Below are 16146 nucleotides of genomic sequence, written 5' to 3' on the forward strand. Positions count from 1 at the left end.
AACCTCCGGTGCCGGCCGGAGTGGAGGGCGGAGCACAAGCGCAGACGGGCGGGGCTGGACTGGGCGGGCTAGGTGGCGTTCGGGAAGGTCGCGGTGAAGCTGGTTCCGTTGATCTCGCCGCAGATTGTGAGCAGGAGTCTGGGGTGGAAGGGGTTCCAGCGCAGGGTGAGCTGGGTGGTCATGGCGCCCTGGGTGACGGTGAGAGTGGCGGTCGCTTCTTCGTTCAGGGCGGGGATGGTGATCGTGCCGGTGACGGCGGCGTCGGTGACGTGCTGGACGTTGTCCAAGCGGATCCGCGGGTTCTCGTAGTGGATGGTGCCGCCGCGGACGCCGGGGAGTTGTGTGCGGCCCGCTTGGAGGGCGGTGTTGGGGTTTCGGCGGGACAGGGCGTCGTTGGCGGTGGTCAGGGCGACCGCGAGGGCGGTGCGTTGGGGGCGGGTGAGGACAGGGGCTTGGGGGGTGGGGAGGGTTCGGGTGCTGTGGGGGAAGTGGGCTTGGGCCTGGTAGGTCTCGGCGGTGCAGGTGGGGGTGGGTTTGGCCGGGTTGGTGAGGAAGGTGCGGACGGCCTGGGCGGCGCAGGGGGTGTAGGCGTAGCTGGTGATGCTGGGGACGTGCTGGCCGAAGGGGATGATCAGGGCCCGGCCTTGGGGGACGGCGGCGGCCAGGGTGCGGGCTGCCTGGTCTCCGCCCAGGTCCAGCTGGCCGCCGATGGCGAGCAGGGGGACGTTGGGGAGGGTGGCGCCGGGTGGGATCAGCGGGGTGGGCCGTGGGGTGGGCCAGTTGGCGCACCAGTCCTCGGTCCAGCCGAAGGCGCCCATGACCTCGGCTGCGGTCACCGGGCGTTCCGGGTTGGCCTGGCGGTAGCGGGCCAACTCCGCGCGGCGGATTTCCGGGGTGGCGTTGCGGGAGAAGGGATAGCTGCTGTCGGCGCACCAGTAGGCGAAGAACGGGGCGGTGAAAGGGGATCCGCGGGGCGGGAGGGTGGGGCCGGTGGCGGCCAGGCGGTGCAGTGGGGCTGGGTCGTCGGTGAGGTAGGCGTGGATGGCGGCGTTGATTTCGCGGCCTACCGAGGGTTCGCCGGGTTTGGTGATGATGTCGTTGAGGGCGAACAGCGGGAGCTTGGGGTCGGGGGTCGCGCGGAGGCGGGTCATCAGGGCGGACCAGCGGCTCGCGGGGGTGCCGGGCAGGGCTCGGCAGGCCGGTGACGGGGTGCAGATCGCGGTGAGCTGGGTCGCGGTGATCTTGAGGCGGTCGTTGAAGGTCTCGCCGGTCGCGTAGCCGTCGGGGCCGACCGGGGTGCTGCTGTCGGAGATGATCGCCTTGGTGCGCTGGGGAAAGCGGGCGGCGTAGGCGGTGGCGTCGCGGGTGCCGTAGGAGGTGCCGTAGGGGATCAGGGCCGGGATGCCCAGGGCGGCGCGGACGGCTTCGACGTCGGTGACGCGCTGGTCGGTGGTGAAGAACTGGATCCGGGGGCCGATGCGGGTGGTGCAGTCGGTGAAGGTCTGCGGTGTGGTCAGGTCCAGCTCGGGGCAGGCGAAGGGCGCGGCCTGGCCGAAGCCTCGGCGTTCCACGGCGAGGACGTCGAAGTTGGCCGATTCGGCGCCCAGGGCCCGGCGGTGGCCTTGCACGGCGCCGCCGAGGGAGGAGGCCGGGCCGCCGCCCAGGGCGAGGACGGTGCCCGCCGCGGGTCGGGACTGGTCGGTGCGGGGGTAGTAGGTGAACGGGATGGGGATGCGTTCGCCGGTGGGGTCTGACCAGTTGAGGGGGACTTCGAGGGTGCCTTCGCACTGCTGGGTGGCGGTGGCGCAGGGGTGGGTGGGCGGAGAAGTGGGTGGGGACGGGGCAGGGGCCGCGGTGGTGGGTGAGCTGGGGTTCGCGGCGGCGGGGCCGGGAACGGTGGTGGCGGTGGGGTGCGGTGCGGCTGCGGCGATCGCGGGCAGGGTGAGGGCGAGCAGGGTGGCGGGCAGGATTGTGCGGATTGTGTTGGGGCGCATGGAGACCTTCCCTTGGTGTGGCTGGAAGGTATTCACGCTGAGGGGGCGGGGGCGTCAACCTGGGGTGCCAGGTCTGGGGTGGCACCTGGGTTGTAGCCGGGGGCAGGGGTTGCAGCCAGGCCGGGGGCCAGCGGGGCAACGGGGCAACGGGGCAACGGGGCAGCGGGGGCAGCGGGGGCAGCGGGGGCAGCGGGTGGAGTTAGGGCCAGGGGTTGAGGGTTGGCAAGGGGGTGCCGTCGGTGGTGGTCACGGGGGTGGGTGGGACTCGGCCGGCCAGCCAGGCCGCGATGGCGGTGGGGGTGCCGCGCAGGGGGACCGGGTGCGGCAGGCGGGGTTGCAGGTAGGTGGTCAGGTAGGTGGTGAAGGCCGGGGTCCAGTCGGTGGGGGTGTAGTCCAGCCGTAGGTCTGTGGTGTGGATTTCCGTTTCGCGCCACCAGGCCAGGGCCGTGTCGTCCAGGGTGCCGTCGCGGTAGGTGACCGGGCGTTGCCAGTCAGTCGGGGTGGATCTGTTCCAGGTGGCGCCCAGGGTGTCCAGGGACTGGTGCAGGGCTGGGAGCAGGACTTCCGGCGGATGGTGGGCGCCTGCCTCGATGGCGGCGTCCCGGGCTGGGCGGCCGCCGTCGTAGACCTCGATCTGGGCGTCCCGGTAGGCGTATTCGGCCTGGCGGGTGAAGGCGGCGGCCAGGTTGGTCAGGTGGACGACCACGTGGCCGCGGGTCCAGCCCGGGAGGGCGGAGGGGGCTGTGGTGTCGAAACCGGTGCGTACCAGGGCGCGGAGGCGGTTGTTCGCGGTGTGCAGGGCCTGGACCAGATCGGGGGTCATCGCTCTCCTAATGGGTTTTGGATAGTTAACCATTAGGGTGGGGTGGTGGGCAGTGGTGTGGTGGTTGTGGCGCTGGCGAGCACGATCCGGCATGACGGGCGGGGTGGGGTGGCTGACGACCTCGGGGACCTGGACCGGTATCGGCGTTGGTTGCGGGATCCGGGCGCCGATGAGCTGGGGCGGCTCGCGTTGGTGGGGTTGCGGCGGGCGGTGCGGTCGCTGTTCGCGGTGCTGGTCGCGCCGGAGCCGCCCAGCGCGCCGGATGCGAGCCGGTTGTTGCCGGTGGCGGAGGCGGTGGGGCGGATCAACGCGGCGGTGTTGCCGACCCGGACTGTGCTGGAGTGGGGGGATGAACCCGTTGCGCGGGTGGAGTTCGCGGGGGACGCGACTACGCGGGGTTTGGTTGTGGTGGATGGGTTTGCGCGGGCGGCGGTGGAGTTCTTGGGGTCCGCGGAGCGGTGGGAGCTTCGGGTTTGCCGGGGGCCTCGGTGTGTGAAGTACTACCTGCGGGCGCATCCGCGGCAGGGGTGGTGTTCGCCTGCCTGCGGGAATCGGGCTCGGGTCAGCCGGCACTACCACCGGCGGTGAGGCGGCCCGCGGTCAGTTCGCGTTGAGTGCCGGTGAAGTTGGCGCGCAGGCGGCGGTCGTGGGAGACGATGACGACCGCGCCGGGGAACTGGGCCAGGGCCTGTTCGAGGTCCTCCACCAGGGACAGGGCGAGGTGGTTGGTGGGCTCGTCGAGCAGGAGCAGGTCCCAGGGTTGGGTGAGCAGGCTGGACAGGGCCAGGCGGCGGCGTTGACCCGCGGAGAGGGCGCCCACCGGGACGTGGAGGTCCTGGGAGCGGAACAGGCCGAGGGCGAGCAGGGGGCCCGCGTGGTCTTCGGTGGGGCCTGGGCGGCCTTGGGCGTAGGCGGCGAGCAGGGTGGCTTGGGAGTTCGGGGTGGGGATTTCTTGGGGCAGGTAGCCGATTCGGCCTCGGCGGTGGACCTGGCCTGCGTCGGGGGTCAGGTCCGCGGCCAGGACTCGGAGCAGGGTGGATTTGCCCGCTCCGTTGGGGCCGTGGATCAGCAGGCGGTCCTGGGCGGCGACGGTGAGGGTGTCGATCTGGAGGCGGTTGGCGACGCGGATTCCTTGTAGAGACAGGAGATCGCCGGTGGTGCCGCCGGTCAGGGCGGCGCTGAAGGTGAGTTGGTCTGGCGGGCGGGGCACCGGGGACTCGTGCAGGCGGCGCAGGCGTTCCTGGGCGTTGCGGACCCGGCTGGAGATGGAGCTTTGCACCCGGCCCGCGTCGCGGTCGTAGGCCATCTTGTTGCCGTCCTTGATCGCCCGACCCGGGGCGACCCGGTGCGCGGTGACCGTGGCGGCGACGGTGAGCTGCCGGATGTCCTCGCACCAGGTCTCGAAGTCCTGCTCCCAGCGGCGGCGGGCGGCGGCGCGTTCGGCCAGGTAGCCGGAGTAGTCCTGGCCGTAGCGGGTGACCTTGGCCTGGTCGGCGTCGACCTCCAGGATCACCGTGGCGACCCGGTCCAGGAACACCCGGTCGTGCGAGACCACGACGATCGTGCCGTGGTGGCCGCGGAGCTGGTCCTCCAGCCAGTCCAGGGCCTGGCCGTCGAGGTGGCTGGTCGGCTCGTCCAGCAGCATCAGCTCCGGGGCCGCGGCCAGCAGGCAGGCCAGGCCGAGGCGGGCGAGTTCGCCGCCGGAGAGGCTGCCCAGGGTGCGGTGCCGGTCGAGCTGGGCCAGGCCCAGGTGGTGGATGGCCTTGTCCACCCTGGCGTCGGACTCGTAGCCGCCGCGCAGCTCGAAGGCGGTGAGCAGGTCGCCGTACTCGGCCAGTGCGGCGGATGCGCTGAGATCGCACTCCAGTTCACGGAGGCGGGATTCCATCGCGCGCAACTCGGCCAGGGTCGCGTCGATGGCCGCGGCGACCGTGGCGGTCGGCGGCAGGGTGGTGACCTGGGCGAGGTGGCCGATGCCGTTGGCCTGCGCGATCACCTCGCCGTCGTCGGGGGCTTCCAGGCCGGCCAGCAGGCGGAGCAGGGTGGACTTGCCCGCGCCGTTCTCGCCGACGATGCCCGCCCGCTCGCCGGGCCGGATCGAGAAGGACACGTCGTCCAGCAGCAGCCGCTCGCCGTAGGACTTGCGCAGGCGGCGGGCGGTCAGCTGAGTCGTGTTCGTCAAGCAGTACCTCCGAGTCAAATGCAACTGTTGTTGCGTTAGATGGAGAGTGGCATACTTCGGAGCACTAACGCAACTGGAGTTTCATTTGACTGTGGACGAGACCACCCCCGGCACTGTCCGGCCCGGCGGGCGCACCGCCCGGACCAGGGCCGCGGTCCGCGACGCCACCCTGGCCGAGCTGGCCCGGCACGGCTACCAGGGCCTGACCGTGGAGAACGTGGCCGAGCGCTCCGGCGTGCACAAGACCACCCTCTACCGACGCTGGGGCGGGCCGGACGGACTGGTGGTGGACGCCCTGGAACTGGCAGGCGAGGACGACTGGCGCCCGCCGGACACCGGCACGCTGGCCGGTGACCTGGCCGAACTGGCCGGGCAGGTCCACAGCACCTTCACCGACCCGGAGCAGGCCGCCGCGCCCTCGGCCTTCGTCGCGGCCGCCTTCGACTCCGAGCGGGCCGCGGCCGCGTTGCGGCGGTTCTACGCCGACCGGCACACCCGCTCCGCCGAGGTCGTCGCGCGCGCCGTCCGGCGGGGTGAACTCCCGGCGGGCACCGACGGCGAGGCGCTGGTCCGGGCGGTGACCGCGCCGCTGTACTTCCGGTTGTTCGTGACCAGGGAGCCCCTGGACGAGCCGCTGACCGCCCAGGCGGTGGCCGCCGCCCTGGCCGCGGCCAGGGCGGGCGTGTTCACCAGCGCCGCAGGTGCGTAACCTCGGAGAGTGCGTGCGGAGTTGTTGGACCCGATCGCGCTGCGGACCTTCGTGTCGGTGGTCGAGCACGGGTCGTTCACCGGAGCTGCCTCGGCCGGTGGCTACACCCAGTCAGCAGTGTCCCGTCAGATGGCGGCGCTGGAAGACCTCTGCGGCGTGGAGCTGTTCGCCCGGATCCCCCGCGGTGTGCGCCTGACCCCGGCCGGGGAGTACCTGCTCCCCCATGCCTGGTCGCTGCTGGACCGGCTCACCGACACCGCGAGGGCGCTGGGCGCGATGCGCACCCTGGAGGCGGGCTGCCTGCGGATCGGCGCGTTCGCCAGCGCCAACGCGGCCCTGCTGCCCGGGGCGCTGGCCCGGTTCCGGACCGCCTATCCCAAGATCACGCTGACCCTGCGCGAGGGCACCACGGAGCGGCTGCTGCCCCTGGTAGAAGCCGGTGACCTGGACCTGGCCGTGGTCAGCACGCACAAACGGCCGAGCCTGGAGGTGCCCGGCGCGGAGCTGCTGCCGGTGCTGGAGGATCCGCTGCTGGTCGCGTTGCCGGTGACGCACCGGCTGGCCAGCCGGCGGCGGGTGCCGCTGGCCGAGCTGGCCGGGGAGAGCTGGATCGTGGCGGACACCCCGGAGGCCCTCGGCGCGCTGAACGCGACCTGCGCGAGCGCCGGGTTCACCCCGGACACCCCGCTGCGGGTGGCCGAGTGGACCGCGAAGCTGGGCCTGGTCGCCGAGGGGCTCGGGGTGACCATCGTGCCCGGCATCGCGGCCGGCCGGACCCCGGCGGAGGTGGTGCTGCGGCCGATCACGCCGGATCCGCCGCGGCGTGCGGTGTGCCTGGCGGTGCCGCGGCACGCCCGCCGCTCCCCCGCGGTGCTGGCCTTCCACGCCGAACTGCGGGCCAGCGCGGCCGAACTGCGCCCCGCGGGCTGAACCGGGGCTAGCCGAGCCTGCGGCCCAGGTCGTCCATGCCGTTCCAGGCCGCGCACGCGCCGTAGACCACGATGAAGGCCAGTGGCTGGGCCAGGATCGCGGTCAGGTGCACCGCGCCGGGCGCCACCGTGTAGACGTCGCCGAGCTGCACCGAGGTGGGCAGGTCGTACCAGAAGCCGGTGAACAGGCCGCCCATCAGCGTGGCCAGGTAGGCCGCCAGCGCCGACCCGGCGGTGGCCGCGATCATGACCACCGGTCCGCGGCGGCGGCGCAGCAGCCAGACCACCGCGCCGGTGAGCACGCCCGCGGCCAGGGTGAGCAGCACGAACACCGCCAGCGAGTCGAACTGGTGGTTGGAGTCGCCGGGCAGCGCGGGGGTGCGGCCGTTGGTGGCGACCTGCCGCTGGATCGGCGGGGCCAGCAGCGACCACAGCAACGCCACCGGGATGCCGATCAGCGAGATCAGCGAGGCCATGCTGATCGCGGGCAGCAGATCAGGCTTGACCACCACCCGCGGGATCGGCCGGGGCATCGGGAAGGGCAGGTACGCCTCTTCCGGCAGCTGACCGACCGCGCCGCCGGGCTGGATCCGCAGCGGGTCCGCCCGTCCGGGCAGTGGGGGCTCGTTCATCACAGCCGACCTCCCTGGCCGCCCTCGGTGGAACCGTGCACGCTGCACTTCGCCGACCAGCCCGCCGGGCTGACCTGCACGATCATCCGGCGCGCGCACCGAGGGCAGAACCGCGGCGGGTCGATGGCCCGCCGGGCCTGGCAGACCCGGTGCTCGCCCTCGGTCTCGGGTTTGCCGCAGATGTCGCAGAACAAGGATGCCGGGGTCGTCGCCGTCGTGGTGGGAGGCGTGTCAGTCGGGGGCGTGTCAGAACGTGTCATTGAGCGCCTTGATCGGCATGTTCAGTTCTTCCAGCATGTCCAGGTCGCTGCTGGCCGGCCTACCCAGGTTGGTCAGGTAGTTGCCGACGATGATCGCGTTGATGCCGCCCAGCATGCCCTGCCGGGTGCCCAGGTCGCCGAAGGTCAGCTCACGGCCGCCGGAGAAACGCAGGATGGCCCTGGGCAGGGCCAGCCGGAAGGCGGCCACGGTGCGCAGCGCGTCCGAGCCCTCCACGATGGAGAAGTTCTCGTACGGGGTGCCCGGCTGCGGGATGAGGAAGTTCATCGTGCACTCGTCCGGGTTGACCTCGGCGAGCTGGGCGGCGAACTCGGCGCGCTGCTCAACGCTCTCGCCCATGCCGATGATGCCGCCGCAGCAGACCTCCATGCCCGCCTCGCGCACCATCCGCAGGGTCTCCCAGCGCTCCTCCCAGGTGTGCGTGGTGACCACGTTGGTGAAGTGCGACTTCGCGGTCTCCAGGTTGTGGTTGTACCGGTGCACCCCCATCGCGACCAGCTCGTCGACCTGTTCCTGGGTCAGCATGCCCAGCGAGCAGGCGATCTGGATCTCGATGCCTGCCGCGCGGATGGCCTCGATCCCGGCCTTGACCTGGGCGAGCAGCCGCTTGTCCGGTCCGCGCACGGCGGCCACGATGCAGAACTCGGTGGCGCCGGTGGCCGCGGTCTGCTCGGCCGCCTTGACCAGGCCGGGAATGTCCAGCCAGGCCGAGCGCACCGGCGAGGGGAAACGGCCGGACTGGGAGCAGAAGTGGCAGTCCTCTGGGCAGCCGCCGGTCTTGAGGCTGACGATGCCCTCGATCTCGACCTCCGGCCCGCACCAGGCCATCCGCACCTCATGCGCGACCTGGAGCAGGTCGGCCAGGCGCTCGTCAGGGAGCTGGAGGGCGGCCAGGATCTGCGATTCGGTCAGCCCCTCGCCGCGTTCGAGCACCTGCTCACGGGCGATGTCGAGGATGTCCCGCTCGCCCGCGTCACGCGCGGTGGCCTGTTTGGCGGCTGTGGTCACCGTGTGTTCCTTCCCGATGGACGCTCGGTCGGCTCATCCTGCCTTACCGGGGCGGCGGTGTGGTGCGGCGTACCTCACGTCCCGGGGTCCGGCGTGCCTGTTCCGGAGCCGCGATTCCGGGCCTGCCGACTGCGGGTCGCCGTGCCCAGCAGCGCGCACAGGGCCAGTCCGAGCAGGCACCAGCCGACGATGCGCACCCCGCCCGGCGGGTCGGCCGCGATCAGCAGCAGCACGCCCGGCGCGATGAGCAGCACCAGGACCAGGCCGAGGCAGCCCAGGTCCAGCCGGCGGGCGGAGTCGCCGAGGCCGAGCGAGGCTGCGGTCCCGGCTGCGGCCAGGGCCAGCAGCGCGGCCCCGCCGACCGCGCACCAGACCCGGCCGGTGTGGCTGCGGCCGGGGTCGAAGGCGGCCAGCCAGAGCAGGGACAGACCCGGCAGCGCGAGCAGGCCGATCGCGGCGAGCGAGCAGCCGATCCGGTTGGCCGCGGGCACCGGCTCCTCGGCCTTGGCCGGACCCGGCGGCAGCCCGTTGACCTGGCCATTGCTCGGCTCGACCGGCTCGGCCTCACCGCGGTTGAGGATGGCGCCGAACATGACCATGACCCCGGCCACCACCAGGATCCAGCCGACCACGGTGATCCCGGTGTCCGCGCCGAGCAGGGCGAGCAGCAGGCCGGGGGCGGTGAGCAGTGGCAGGCCGAGGCCGACGCAGCCCAGGTCGTAGCCGGGGCGTTTGCCGTCGCCGATGTCCAGGGTGACCAGCAGGCCGGCCACCGTGGCCACCAGCAGCACCGCGGCCCCGATGGCCTGCCAGATCCGGGTGGCCGGATCGGTGCTGTGGAAGACCGCGGCCCAGATCAGGTAGGCGGCGGGCCCGGCGAGCAGGAGCAGCAGGACGACCGCGCAGCCGGGTGATTTCCGGGCCGGGGGCCGGGGCATCAGGTGAGCCCGTGCCGGACCGTGAACTCGGCCGCGTCGAACTCCCCGCCCAGCTCGGGCGCGAGGCAGCGCCGGGCCAGCAGCAGGAAGTCCTCCTCGTGGTACTTGCCTGCGCCCTCGGGCAGCACGCCCAGCAGCGGCACCCCGGTGACCTCGGGCAGGTCGGCCAGGTTGTGCCGGCAGGCCAGGTCGGGCTGGTGCGGCCAGCTGCCCACGACCAGGCCCTGGCAGGTCAGGCCGCGGCGGCGCAGCGCCTCCACGGTGAGCGTGGCGGTGTTGAGCACGCCCAGTCCGGCCGAGGCGACCAGCAGCACCGGCGCGCCGAGAGCCCAGGCGGCATCGGCCAGGGTGCTGCCCGCGGTGTCGAAGCGGACCAGCAGCCCACCGGCGCCTTCCAGCAGCACCAGGTCGTGGTCGGCGGCCAGCCCGGTCGCGGCGGCCGCGATCTGGGCCGGCCGGACCGGCGGCATCCCGGCCGTGCGGGCGGCGGTGGCCGGGGCCAGCGGTTGCGGGTAGCGGGCGAGTTCGCGCGCGGTGATGCCACCGGCGAGGCGGACCACCTCGTCGATGTCCCCGGGTTCGTTCGGCCCGACCCCGGTCTGCGCGGGCTTGAGCACGGCGACCCGTTTGCCCTCGGCCCTGGCCAGCGCCGCGACGGCCGCGGTGACGACCGTCTTGCCGACCTCGGTACCGGTTCCAGTGATCACCAGCACGGTCACGTCTGTGCACGCTACTCAAGCGCTCGGGCGGGCCCGATCGGGGGAGGGCTACCCGGCGGCCGCCGCGGCGCACATGGCGGTGGTGATCCGCTGGACGTCGTCGTCGGTGCTGACATACGGCGGCATCGCGTAGACCAGGTCGCGGAACGGGCGCAGCCACACGCCCTCGGCGACCGCGGCGGCGGTGGCGGCCCGCAGGTCCACCGGATGGTCGAGCTGGATCACTCCGATGGCGCCGAGCACCCGCACATCGCGTACCCCGGGTAGTGCCCTGGCCGCGGCCAGGCCCTTGCCGAGACCGGTTTCGATCCGCCGGACCTCGGCCGCCCAGTCCTGGCTGAGCAGCAGGTCGAGGGAGGCGCCGGCGACCGCGGTGGCCAGTGGGTTGCCCATGAAGGTGGGGCCGTGCGCGAGCACCGGCAGCTCGCCCCTGGAGATGCCCTCGGCGATCCGCTCGGTGCACAGCGTGGCGGCCAGGCTGAGGTAGCCGCCGGTGAGCGCCTTGCCGAGGCAGAGCACGTCCGGGCTGATGCCGGGGTGGTCGGCGGCGAAGAGCGCGCCGGTGCGGCCGAAGCCGGTGGCGATCTCGTCGAAGATCAGCAGGACGTCGTTGGCCAGGCAGAGTTCGCGCAGCACGTGCAGGTAGCGCGGGTTGTGGAAGGCCATCCCGCCCGCGCCCTGCACCACGGGTTCGACGATGACCGCGGCCAGGGTGTCCGCGTTGTCCTCGATGGCATCGGCCAGGTGCTGCACGTAGACCGGGTCGATATCGGCGTCGAAGCCGCGCGGCGGGGCGTCGACGAAGACCTGCTCGGGCAGGATGCCGCGCCAGAGTGTGTGCATGCCGCCGTCGGGGTCGCAGACGCTCATCGGCTGGAAGGTGTCGCCGTGGTAGCCGCCGCGCCAGGTGAGCAGGCGGCGTTTGTCCTGGCGGCCAAGGGAACGCCAGTACTGCAGGCACATCTTGATCGCGACCTCGACCGAGACCGAGCCGGAGTCGCACAGGAACACGTGCTGCAGCGGGGCCGGGGTGATCTCGACCAGCTTCCGCGCGAGCCGGATCGCGGGCTCGTGGGTGAGGCCGCCGAACATGACGTGGCTGAGCTTGTCCACCTGGGCGTGCAGGGCGGCGTCCAGGACAGGGTGGCGGTGGCCATGGATGACCGCCCACCAGGAGGACATGCCGTCGATCAGCTCCCGCCCGTCGGCCAGGGTCAGGCGCACCCCGCGCGCGGACTCGACCAGCAGTGGCTCCTGGGTGCCGGGCATCGGCCCGTAGGGATGCCACACGTGCCTGCGGTCGAGGTCGAGGAGTTCCTGGCTCACCCGGGCACCCTAACCAGCGCGGGCGGCCAGCAGCTCGGGTGCGAGCAAACGCACGGCGCCGGGTTCGACCTCGATCAGGCCGTCGGCGGCCAGCGCGCGCAGGGCCCGGTTGACGGTGACCCTGGACAGGCCGAGGTGTTCACCGAGGCCCTGTTGCGCCCCGGGCAACAGCACCCGGGTGGCGCCGTCGGCGGTGCTGAGCAGCCAGCAGGCGATGCGGGCCACGGCGTTGGCGCTGTGCGTGCGGACCAGGTCGTCCTGGCCCTGCCGGACCTGGGCGGCCAGGTGGGCGAGCACGTGCCGCCGGGCCGCGGGCACGTCGTCGAGCAGGGTCAGCAGGTCCGTGGCGGGGATCAGCAGCACCTGGACCCGGGTGGCGGCGGTCCAGGTGGCGGTGTGGCCGCCGCCGTCCAGGACCGCGGTCTTGTCCACGGCGCAGGGCGCGGGGAACTCGCCGAGGCGCAGGCGGCGGCCGTCGGCGGTGTCCCTGGTGGCGGTGAGCGTGCCGGTGCGCAGCACGATCAGCGCGGTGGCCGGTTCGCCGTGCCTGGCCAGGGTTTCGCCTGCCTCGGCGGTGCGGGACCGGCCGCGGGCGGCCAGCTCGGCCAGCCGGGCCGGGCCGGTCCCGGCGAACAGCGGCACCTGGGCGAGCGGGTCGGTCATGGCGGCAGTATCACGTGATACAGCGCCGGACGCCGCCCGTCCCGCAGGCTGCGGCCATGATCGTGGTCGAACTCGTCTTCACCGATGACCCGCGCCGCCTGGCCGCCCGGCCCGCGCACCGCGCCCGCCTGACCGAGTTGCGGGCGGCGGGTGTGCTGGTGCTGGCCGGACCGTGGGCGGATGACTCCGGTGCCCTGCTGCTCTTCGACTGCGACGAGCCCGCGCTGGCGGAGATCCTGGCGGCCGATCCCTACTACCGCACGCCCGGGGTCAGCATCAGGGTCCGCCGCGAATACAGTCCATTGTGGACACTCACATCGTGACGCGGGCGTTCTTGATCAGCTGCGGCCGGGCCGCCATCCGGCGTTCCAGGATCGCGGCGAAGGCCTCGGGATCCTTGAGCGGGAACAGGATCGTGCCCTTGCGGCCCTGCACCGCCATCACCCGGCCCGGCGGCAGGGCCGCTCCCCCGCTGCCGTCCGGCTTGCCCAGCGCGCGCGGGGACGGCGTGCTGTCCCTGGTGACCGCGCCCACGGTGACCTGCTCGATCTGCTTGAGCAGCAAGGAGACCTCCTCGCCGGAGCCGCCCTGCTTCCAGCGCAGTTCGGTCAGTTCCAGGCGCAGCTCGCCGGCGATCCCGTTGAGTTCGCCGAACAGCACGAATCCGCACTCGCCGAGATCCGGGGAGAACGGCAGCAGGAAACCGCGGCGGGCGCGACCGGCGAGCACCCCGGACAGGGTGGGCAGCAGCACGCACAGGGTCAGCACCAGTGGCCACACCCACCACTGGATCGGCGACCAGTAGCCGGTCGCGGGCAGCATCGCGAAGCAGACCAGCGCGGTGATCCAGAACGCCCGGCGGGCCCAGGCCGTCGGGGTGAGCCACCACTCCGGTTTGCGGGTCAGTCCCCACACGTAGCCGCACAGCGGGCCGCCGGTGATGATCACCAGACCGACCGCGGAGTCGCTCCGGACGCTGAGCCCGAAGATCACCAGCGTCAGCACCAGGGCAGCGGCGAAGCCCGGGATGATCACGTAGCCGAGCACGAGCAGGGGGTGGGCACGCAGCCAGCGCAGGCGCAGCTCGGCCTCGCTGGCCTCGATGGACGGGCCGGGCGGCTTGGTGGAGATCACGGCATGGGTTTACCAAACCCGGCAGGCTCGCGCGTCCGGAACGGCCAATCCGGTGTCCAACAACGGCCAACACGGCGATCTGGGGAGCCGGCAGAGTGGCTGGGAGCCTTCTACCTGGGAGAACCGTTGCTGCGATTAGGTCGACGATGGTCCAGTGGGGTGGTCGCGGTGCTCGCCGCGGTGGCGGCGGGCGGGGTGCCCGCGCTGGCGGCGGAGGGGAGCCGGAGCGTCTCGGTACGCGGGCCGGACGCGGGGATCACCGCGAGGGTGGACTTCGGCGCCGCGGACGGATCGGTGCTGTTGTCGGTGCGGCGGAACGGGCGGGAGCTGATCCTGCCCTCGCCGCTGGGACTGCGCACCGAACGGGTTGACCTGACCCGCGGGTTGTGGCTGGTCAGCCAGACTCAGCGGGCGGTGACCGAGCGGTACCGGATGACCACCGGCAAACGCCTGGACCGGGTGGCCCGGATGACCGAGACCCGGTTCTCCTTGCGGGGCAACGGCGACGCCGCGATGGACCTGGTGCTGCGGGTGGCCGAGGACGGGATCGCCTACCGGTATGTGTTGCCGGGTGAGGAGATCGTGCTCGGCGAGACCTCCGCGTTCACCCTGCCCGCGGACTCGCCGGCCTGGCTGATGCCGTACAACCCGCAGCACGAGAACCGGCGGCAGCGCACCACGGCGGGTGACGCGCCTGCCGGGATCTTCGGCAACCCCTCGCTGTTCCAGGTGGGCGCGGACTACGTGCTGCTCACCGAGGCCGGGGTGGACGGCCGGTACGCGGGCAGCCGGTTGGCGCACGCGGCCGGATCAAGCACCTACGCGGTGGAACTGGCCGACGCGCGGGTGCGGCTGGGCGCGGGCACGACGACGCCGTGGCGGACCGCGATCATCGGCGACCTGGGCGCGGTGACCGAGTCCACCCTGGTCGACGACCTGGCCGACCCCGCGCGGTTCAGCGACACCTCCTGGATCAAGCCGGGCAAGGTGGCCTGGTCCTGGCTGAGTGAGCACTCCAGTCCGTCGAACTTCGCCCGGCAAAAGGAGTACGTGGACTTCGCCGCGCGCAACGGCTGGCCATACGTGCTCGTCGATGAGGGCTGGAGCCCGCAGTGGGTGCCGGAGCTGACCCGGTACGCGCGGGCCCGCAACGTGGACATCCTGCTCTGGTACCACTGGCAGCGCCTCGACACCCAGCAGGAACGGGACACCGAGTTCGCTCGGGTGACCGGCTGGGGCGTCAAGGGTGTGAAGATCGACTTCATGGAGTCGGACTCGCAGTCCCGCTACCAGTGGTACGACCAGGCCCTGGCCGACACCGCCCGGCACCGGCTGATGGTCAACTTCCACGGTTCGACCATCCCGCACGGCCTGGCCCGCACCTGGCCGCACGTCATGACCATGGAAGCCGTGCACGGCGCGGAACAGCTGCCCCAGCCCACCGACAACCCGGTGCATCCGTTCGCACGCAACGTGGTCGGCTCGATGGACTTCACCCCGGTGTCCCTGGAGGTGGGTCCGCGGACCTCGACCATCGCGCACGAGATCGCGCTGCCGGTGGTGTTCGAGTCGGGCTGGCAGCACTTCGCGGACAAACCCGAGGCGTACCAGCGCTTCCCGCGCGCACTGCGGTTCCTGAACCAGGTGCCGACGGTGTGGGACGAGACCCGGTTCCGCGGTGGCTACCCTGGTCAGGACGCGGTGCTGGCCCGGCGCGGTGGCGACCGCTGGTTCTTCGGCGGCATCGCCACCGGTGATCCGGCCACGCTGACCGCGGGCCTGGACCTGCTGGGTCCGGGCCGCTGGCTGGTCGAGGTGGTCCGGGACGCCCCGGGTGGCCGCGGCGATGTGCTGGTGGACACCGCGGTGCGCACGTCCAGGGACCGGCTGTCGGTGGACGTGCCGCGTAACGGCGGGTTCGCCGCGATCGCCTGCCCGGCCACCGCCGGTCGCAGCACCTGCCACCAGCCGGTCCCGCAGCCGCCGCTGACCCGGCTGGCGATCACCCCGGCCGATGCCGGTGATGTGGTGGCGGGCACCAGCTTCGAGGTCACCGCCGAGTTCACTGTGGACAGTCCGCGGACCCTGCGGGAGGTTGAGCTGCGGGTGAGCGCGCCCGCGGGCTGGCAGGTGAGCGGACCGGCGGTGACCGCCGCCCGGCTGGGCCAGGGCGGGCAGTTGCGCGGCCGGTGGCGGGTCACCGTTGGGGCGGAAGCGAAGTTCGGGCCGGTGGAGTTGCCGGTGTTCGCCGAGTTCACCGATCCGGCGTTGCCGCCAGGACGGCAGCGGATGCACGTCGGACAGGCGGTCCGGGCCGCGGTGGCGCTGACCGGGCAGCCGTGGGTGAGCGAACTGCCGTTCACCGCGGAGAGCAACGGCTGGGGCCCGGTCGAACGGGACCGGTCCAACAACGATTCCGCCGGTGGCGACGGGAACCCGTTGCGCATCAACGGGATCAGCTACGCCAGGGGGCTCGGGGCGCACGCGCCGAGTGAGATCTCGGTGCACCTGGGCGGCCGGTGCACCCGGTTCACCGCCTTGGCGGGACTGGACGACGAGACCACTTCACCGGGCAGCGCGGCCTTCCACGTGCTCACCGACGGTGTCCTCCGGCAGGAGACCGGGGTGCTGCGGACCGGGCAGGCCGCGACCCCGCTGTCGGTGGATCTGACCGGGGCACGCACGCTGACGCTGCGGGTCAGCGACGGCGGCGACGGCCGGAACTTCGACCACGCCGACTGGGCCGACGCCCGGCTGTCCTGCTGACTGTCTACATGGGACGGTGGCGCGTCGCTGGGACACGCCACCGT

Annotated in this window: 16 protein-coding genes; 5 read left to right on the forward strand and 11 right to left on the reverse strand. The window is 72.6% G+C overall.

The genetic code is table 11. From position 1 onward, the window contains the following. Positions 1-68: 68 nt before the first annotated feature. Positions 69-1994: an alpha/beta fold hydrolase gene (locus ACTOWY_RS29055; protein ID WP_441312788.1), complete on the reverse strand. Its 1926-nt coding sequence runs from the start codon at positions 1992-1994 to the stop codon at positions 69-71. A 199-nt stretch (positions 1995-2193) separates the two neighbouring features. Next, a complete protein-coding gene (locus ACTOWY_RS29060) occupies positions 2194-2817 on the reverse strand; it encodes a maleylpyruvate isomerase family mycothiol-dependent enzyme (protein ID WP_441312789.1) in 624 nt (207 codons plus the stop codon). Between the two features lie 45 nt (positions 2818-2862). On the opposite strand from ACTOWY_RS29060, the gene ACTOWY_RS29065 reads away from it, so the two are divergent. Next, positions 2863-3405, forward strand: coding sequence for a CGNR zinc finger domain-containing protein (locus tag ACTOWY_RS29065; RefSeq protein ID WP_441312790.1), 543 nt, complete (start codon positions 2863-2865; stop codon positions 3403-3405). Here ACTOWY_RS29065 and abc-f read toward each other — a convergent pair. Beyond that, a complete protein-coding gene (gene abc-f, locus ACTOWY_RS29070) occupies positions 3380-4999 on the reverse strand; it encodes a ribosomal protection-like ABC-F family protein (RefSeq protein ID WP_441312791.1) in 1620 nt (539 codons plus the stop codon). The two genes, ACTOWY_RS29065 and abc-f, sit on opposite strands and share 26 nt — an antisense overlap. A 91-nt stretch (positions 5000-5090) precedes the next feature. Here abc-f and ACTOWY_RS29075 point away from each other — a divergent pair, with 91 nt between their 5' ends. Both ACTOWY_RS29075 and ACTOWY_RS29080 read left to right on the forward strand, forming a co-directional pair. Beyond that, positions 5091-5708 (forward strand): TetR/AcrR family transcriptional regulator, encoded by a 618-nt coding sequence (locus tag ACTOWY_RS29075; RefSeq protein WP_441312792.1) that lies wholly within the window; start codon positions 5091-5093, stop codon positions 5706-5708. Between the two features lie 9 nt (positions 5709-5717). Then, on the forward strand, positions 5718-6638 hold the full coding sequence (locus ACTOWY_RS29080; protein WP_441312793.1) for a LysR family transcriptional regulator: 921 nt from the start codon (positions 5718-5720) through the stop codon (positions 6636-6638). Positions 6639-6645: 7 nt separating this feature from the next. On the opposite strand, the gene ACTOWY_RS29085 is transcribed toward ACTOWY_RS29080, so the two are convergent. The 7 genes from ACTOWY_RS29085 to ACTOWY_RS29115 all read right to left on the reverse strand — a co-directional run bounded on the left by ACTOWY_RS29085 (position 6646) and on the right by ACTOWY_RS29115 (position 12202). Further along, a complete protein-coding gene (locus ACTOWY_RS29085; protein ID WP_441312794.1) occupies positions 6646-7269 on the reverse strand; it encodes a DUF2567 domain-containing protein in 624 nt (207 codons plus the stop codon). Further along, positions 7269-7463, reverse strand: coding sequence for a biotin synthase auxiliary protein BsaP (gene bsaP / locus ACTOWY_RS29090; RefSeq protein ID WP_441312795.1), 195 nt, complete (start codon positions 7461-7463; stop codon positions 7269-7271). The genes ACTOWY_RS29085 and bsaP overlap by 1 nt, the downstream gene beginning before the upstream one ends. A gap of 52 nt (positions 7464-7515) precedes the next feature. Next, positions 7516-8556 (reverse strand): biotin synthase BioB, encoded by a 1041-nt coding sequence (gene bioB / locus ACTOWY_RS29095; protein WP_441312796.1) that lies wholly within the window; start codon positions 8554-8556, stop codon positions 7516-7518. A 74-nt stretch (positions 8557-8630) separates the two neighbouring features. After that, positions 8631-9494 carry a hypothetical protein gene (locus tag ACTOWY_RS29100; RefSeq protein WP_441312797.1) on the reverse strand — a complete coding sequence of 288 codons (864 nt, stop codon included), beginning with the start codon at positions 9492-9494 and terminating at the stop codon, positions 8631-8633. Further along, complete coding sequence (bioD, locus tag ACTOWY_RS29105; RefSeq protein WP_441312798.1) at positions 9494-10213, reverse strand: dethiobiotin synthase; 720 nt, start codon at positions 10211-10213, stop codon at positions 9494-9496. Before bioD ends, ACTOWY_RS29100 begins: the two co-directional genes overlap by 1 nt. Before the next feature lie 48 nt (positions 10214-10261). Beyond that, positions 10262-11539 (reverse strand): adenosylmethionine--8-amino-7-oxononanoate transaminase, encoded by a 1278-nt coding sequence (locus tag ACTOWY_RS29110; RefSeq protein ID WP_441312799.1) that lies wholly within the window; start codon positions 11537-11539, stop codon positions 10262-10264. A 9-nt stretch (positions 11540-11548) separates the two neighbouring features. Beyond that, positions 11549-12202 (reverse strand): Crp/Fnr family transcriptional regulator, encoded by a 654-nt coding sequence (locus ACTOWY_RS29115; protein ID WP_441312800.1) that lies wholly within the window; start codon positions 12200-12202, stop codon positions 11549-11551. Between the two features lie 56 nt (positions 12203-12258). Here ACTOWY_RS29115 and ACTOWY_RS29120 point away from each other — a divergent pair, with 56 nt between their 5' ends. Further along, positions 12259-12525, forward strand: a complete 267-nt coding sequence (locus tag ACTOWY_RS29120) for a YciI family protein (RefSeq protein WP_441312801.1) — start codon at positions 12259-12261, stop codon at positions 12523-12525. Here ACTOWY_RS29120 and ACTOWY_RS29125 read toward each other — a convergent pair. Beyond that, positions 12515-13336, reverse strand: a complete 822-nt coding sequence (locus tag ACTOWY_RS29125; protein ID WP_441312802.1) for a hypothetical protein — start codon at positions 13334-13336, stop codon at positions 12515-12517. The two genes, ACTOWY_RS29120 and ACTOWY_RS29125, sit on opposite strands and share 11 nt — an antisense overlap. A gap of 126 nt (positions 13337-13462) precedes the next feature. On the opposite strand from ACTOWY_RS29125, the gene ACTOWY_RS29130 reads away from it, so the two are divergent. Then, positions 13463-16102: a glycoside hydrolase family 97 catalytic domain-containing protein gene (locus ACTOWY_RS29130; RefSeq protein ID WP_441312803.1), complete on the forward strand. Its 2640-nt coding sequence runs from the start codon at positions 13463-13465 to the stop codon at positions 16100-16102. The last annotated feature ends 44 nt before the right edge of the window (positions 16103-16146 follow it).

The organism is Crossiella sp. CA198 (assembly GCF_052078295.1).
In the GTDB taxonomy this organism is placed as follows: Bacteria; Actinomycetota; Actinomycetes; order Mycobacteriales; family Pseudonocardiaceae; genus Crossiella.

What these genes read in the sequence shown, in the direction of transcription:
- ACTOWY_RS29055 (WP_441312788.1), bottom strand. Translation starts at nt 1,994, where the DNA reads ATGCGCCCCAACACAATCCGCACAATCCTGCCCGCCACCCTGCTCGCC.
- ACTOWY_RS29060 (WP_441312789.1), bottom strand. Translation starts at nt 2,817, where the DNA reads ATGACCCCCGATCTGGTCCAGGCCCTGCACACCGCGAACAACCGCCTC.
- ACTOWY_RS29085 (WP_441312794.1), bottom strand. Translation starts at nt 7,269, where the DNA reads ATGAACGAGCCCCCACTGCCCGGACGGGCGGACCCGCTGCGGATCCAG.
- ACTOWY_RS29100 (WP_441312797.1), bottom strand. Translation starts at nt 9,494, where the DNA reads ATGCCCCGGCCCCCGGCCCGGAAATCACCCGGCTGCGCGGTCGTCCTG.
- ACTOWY_RS29115 (WP_441312800.1), bottom strand. Translation starts at nt 12,202, where the DNA reads ATGACCGACCCGCTCGCCCAGGTGCCGCTGTTCGCCGGGACCGGCCCG.
- ACTOWY_RS29120 (WP_441312801.1), top strand. Translation starts at nt 12,259, where the DNA reads ATGATCGTGGTCGAACTCGTCTTCACCGATGACCCGCGCCGCCTGGCC.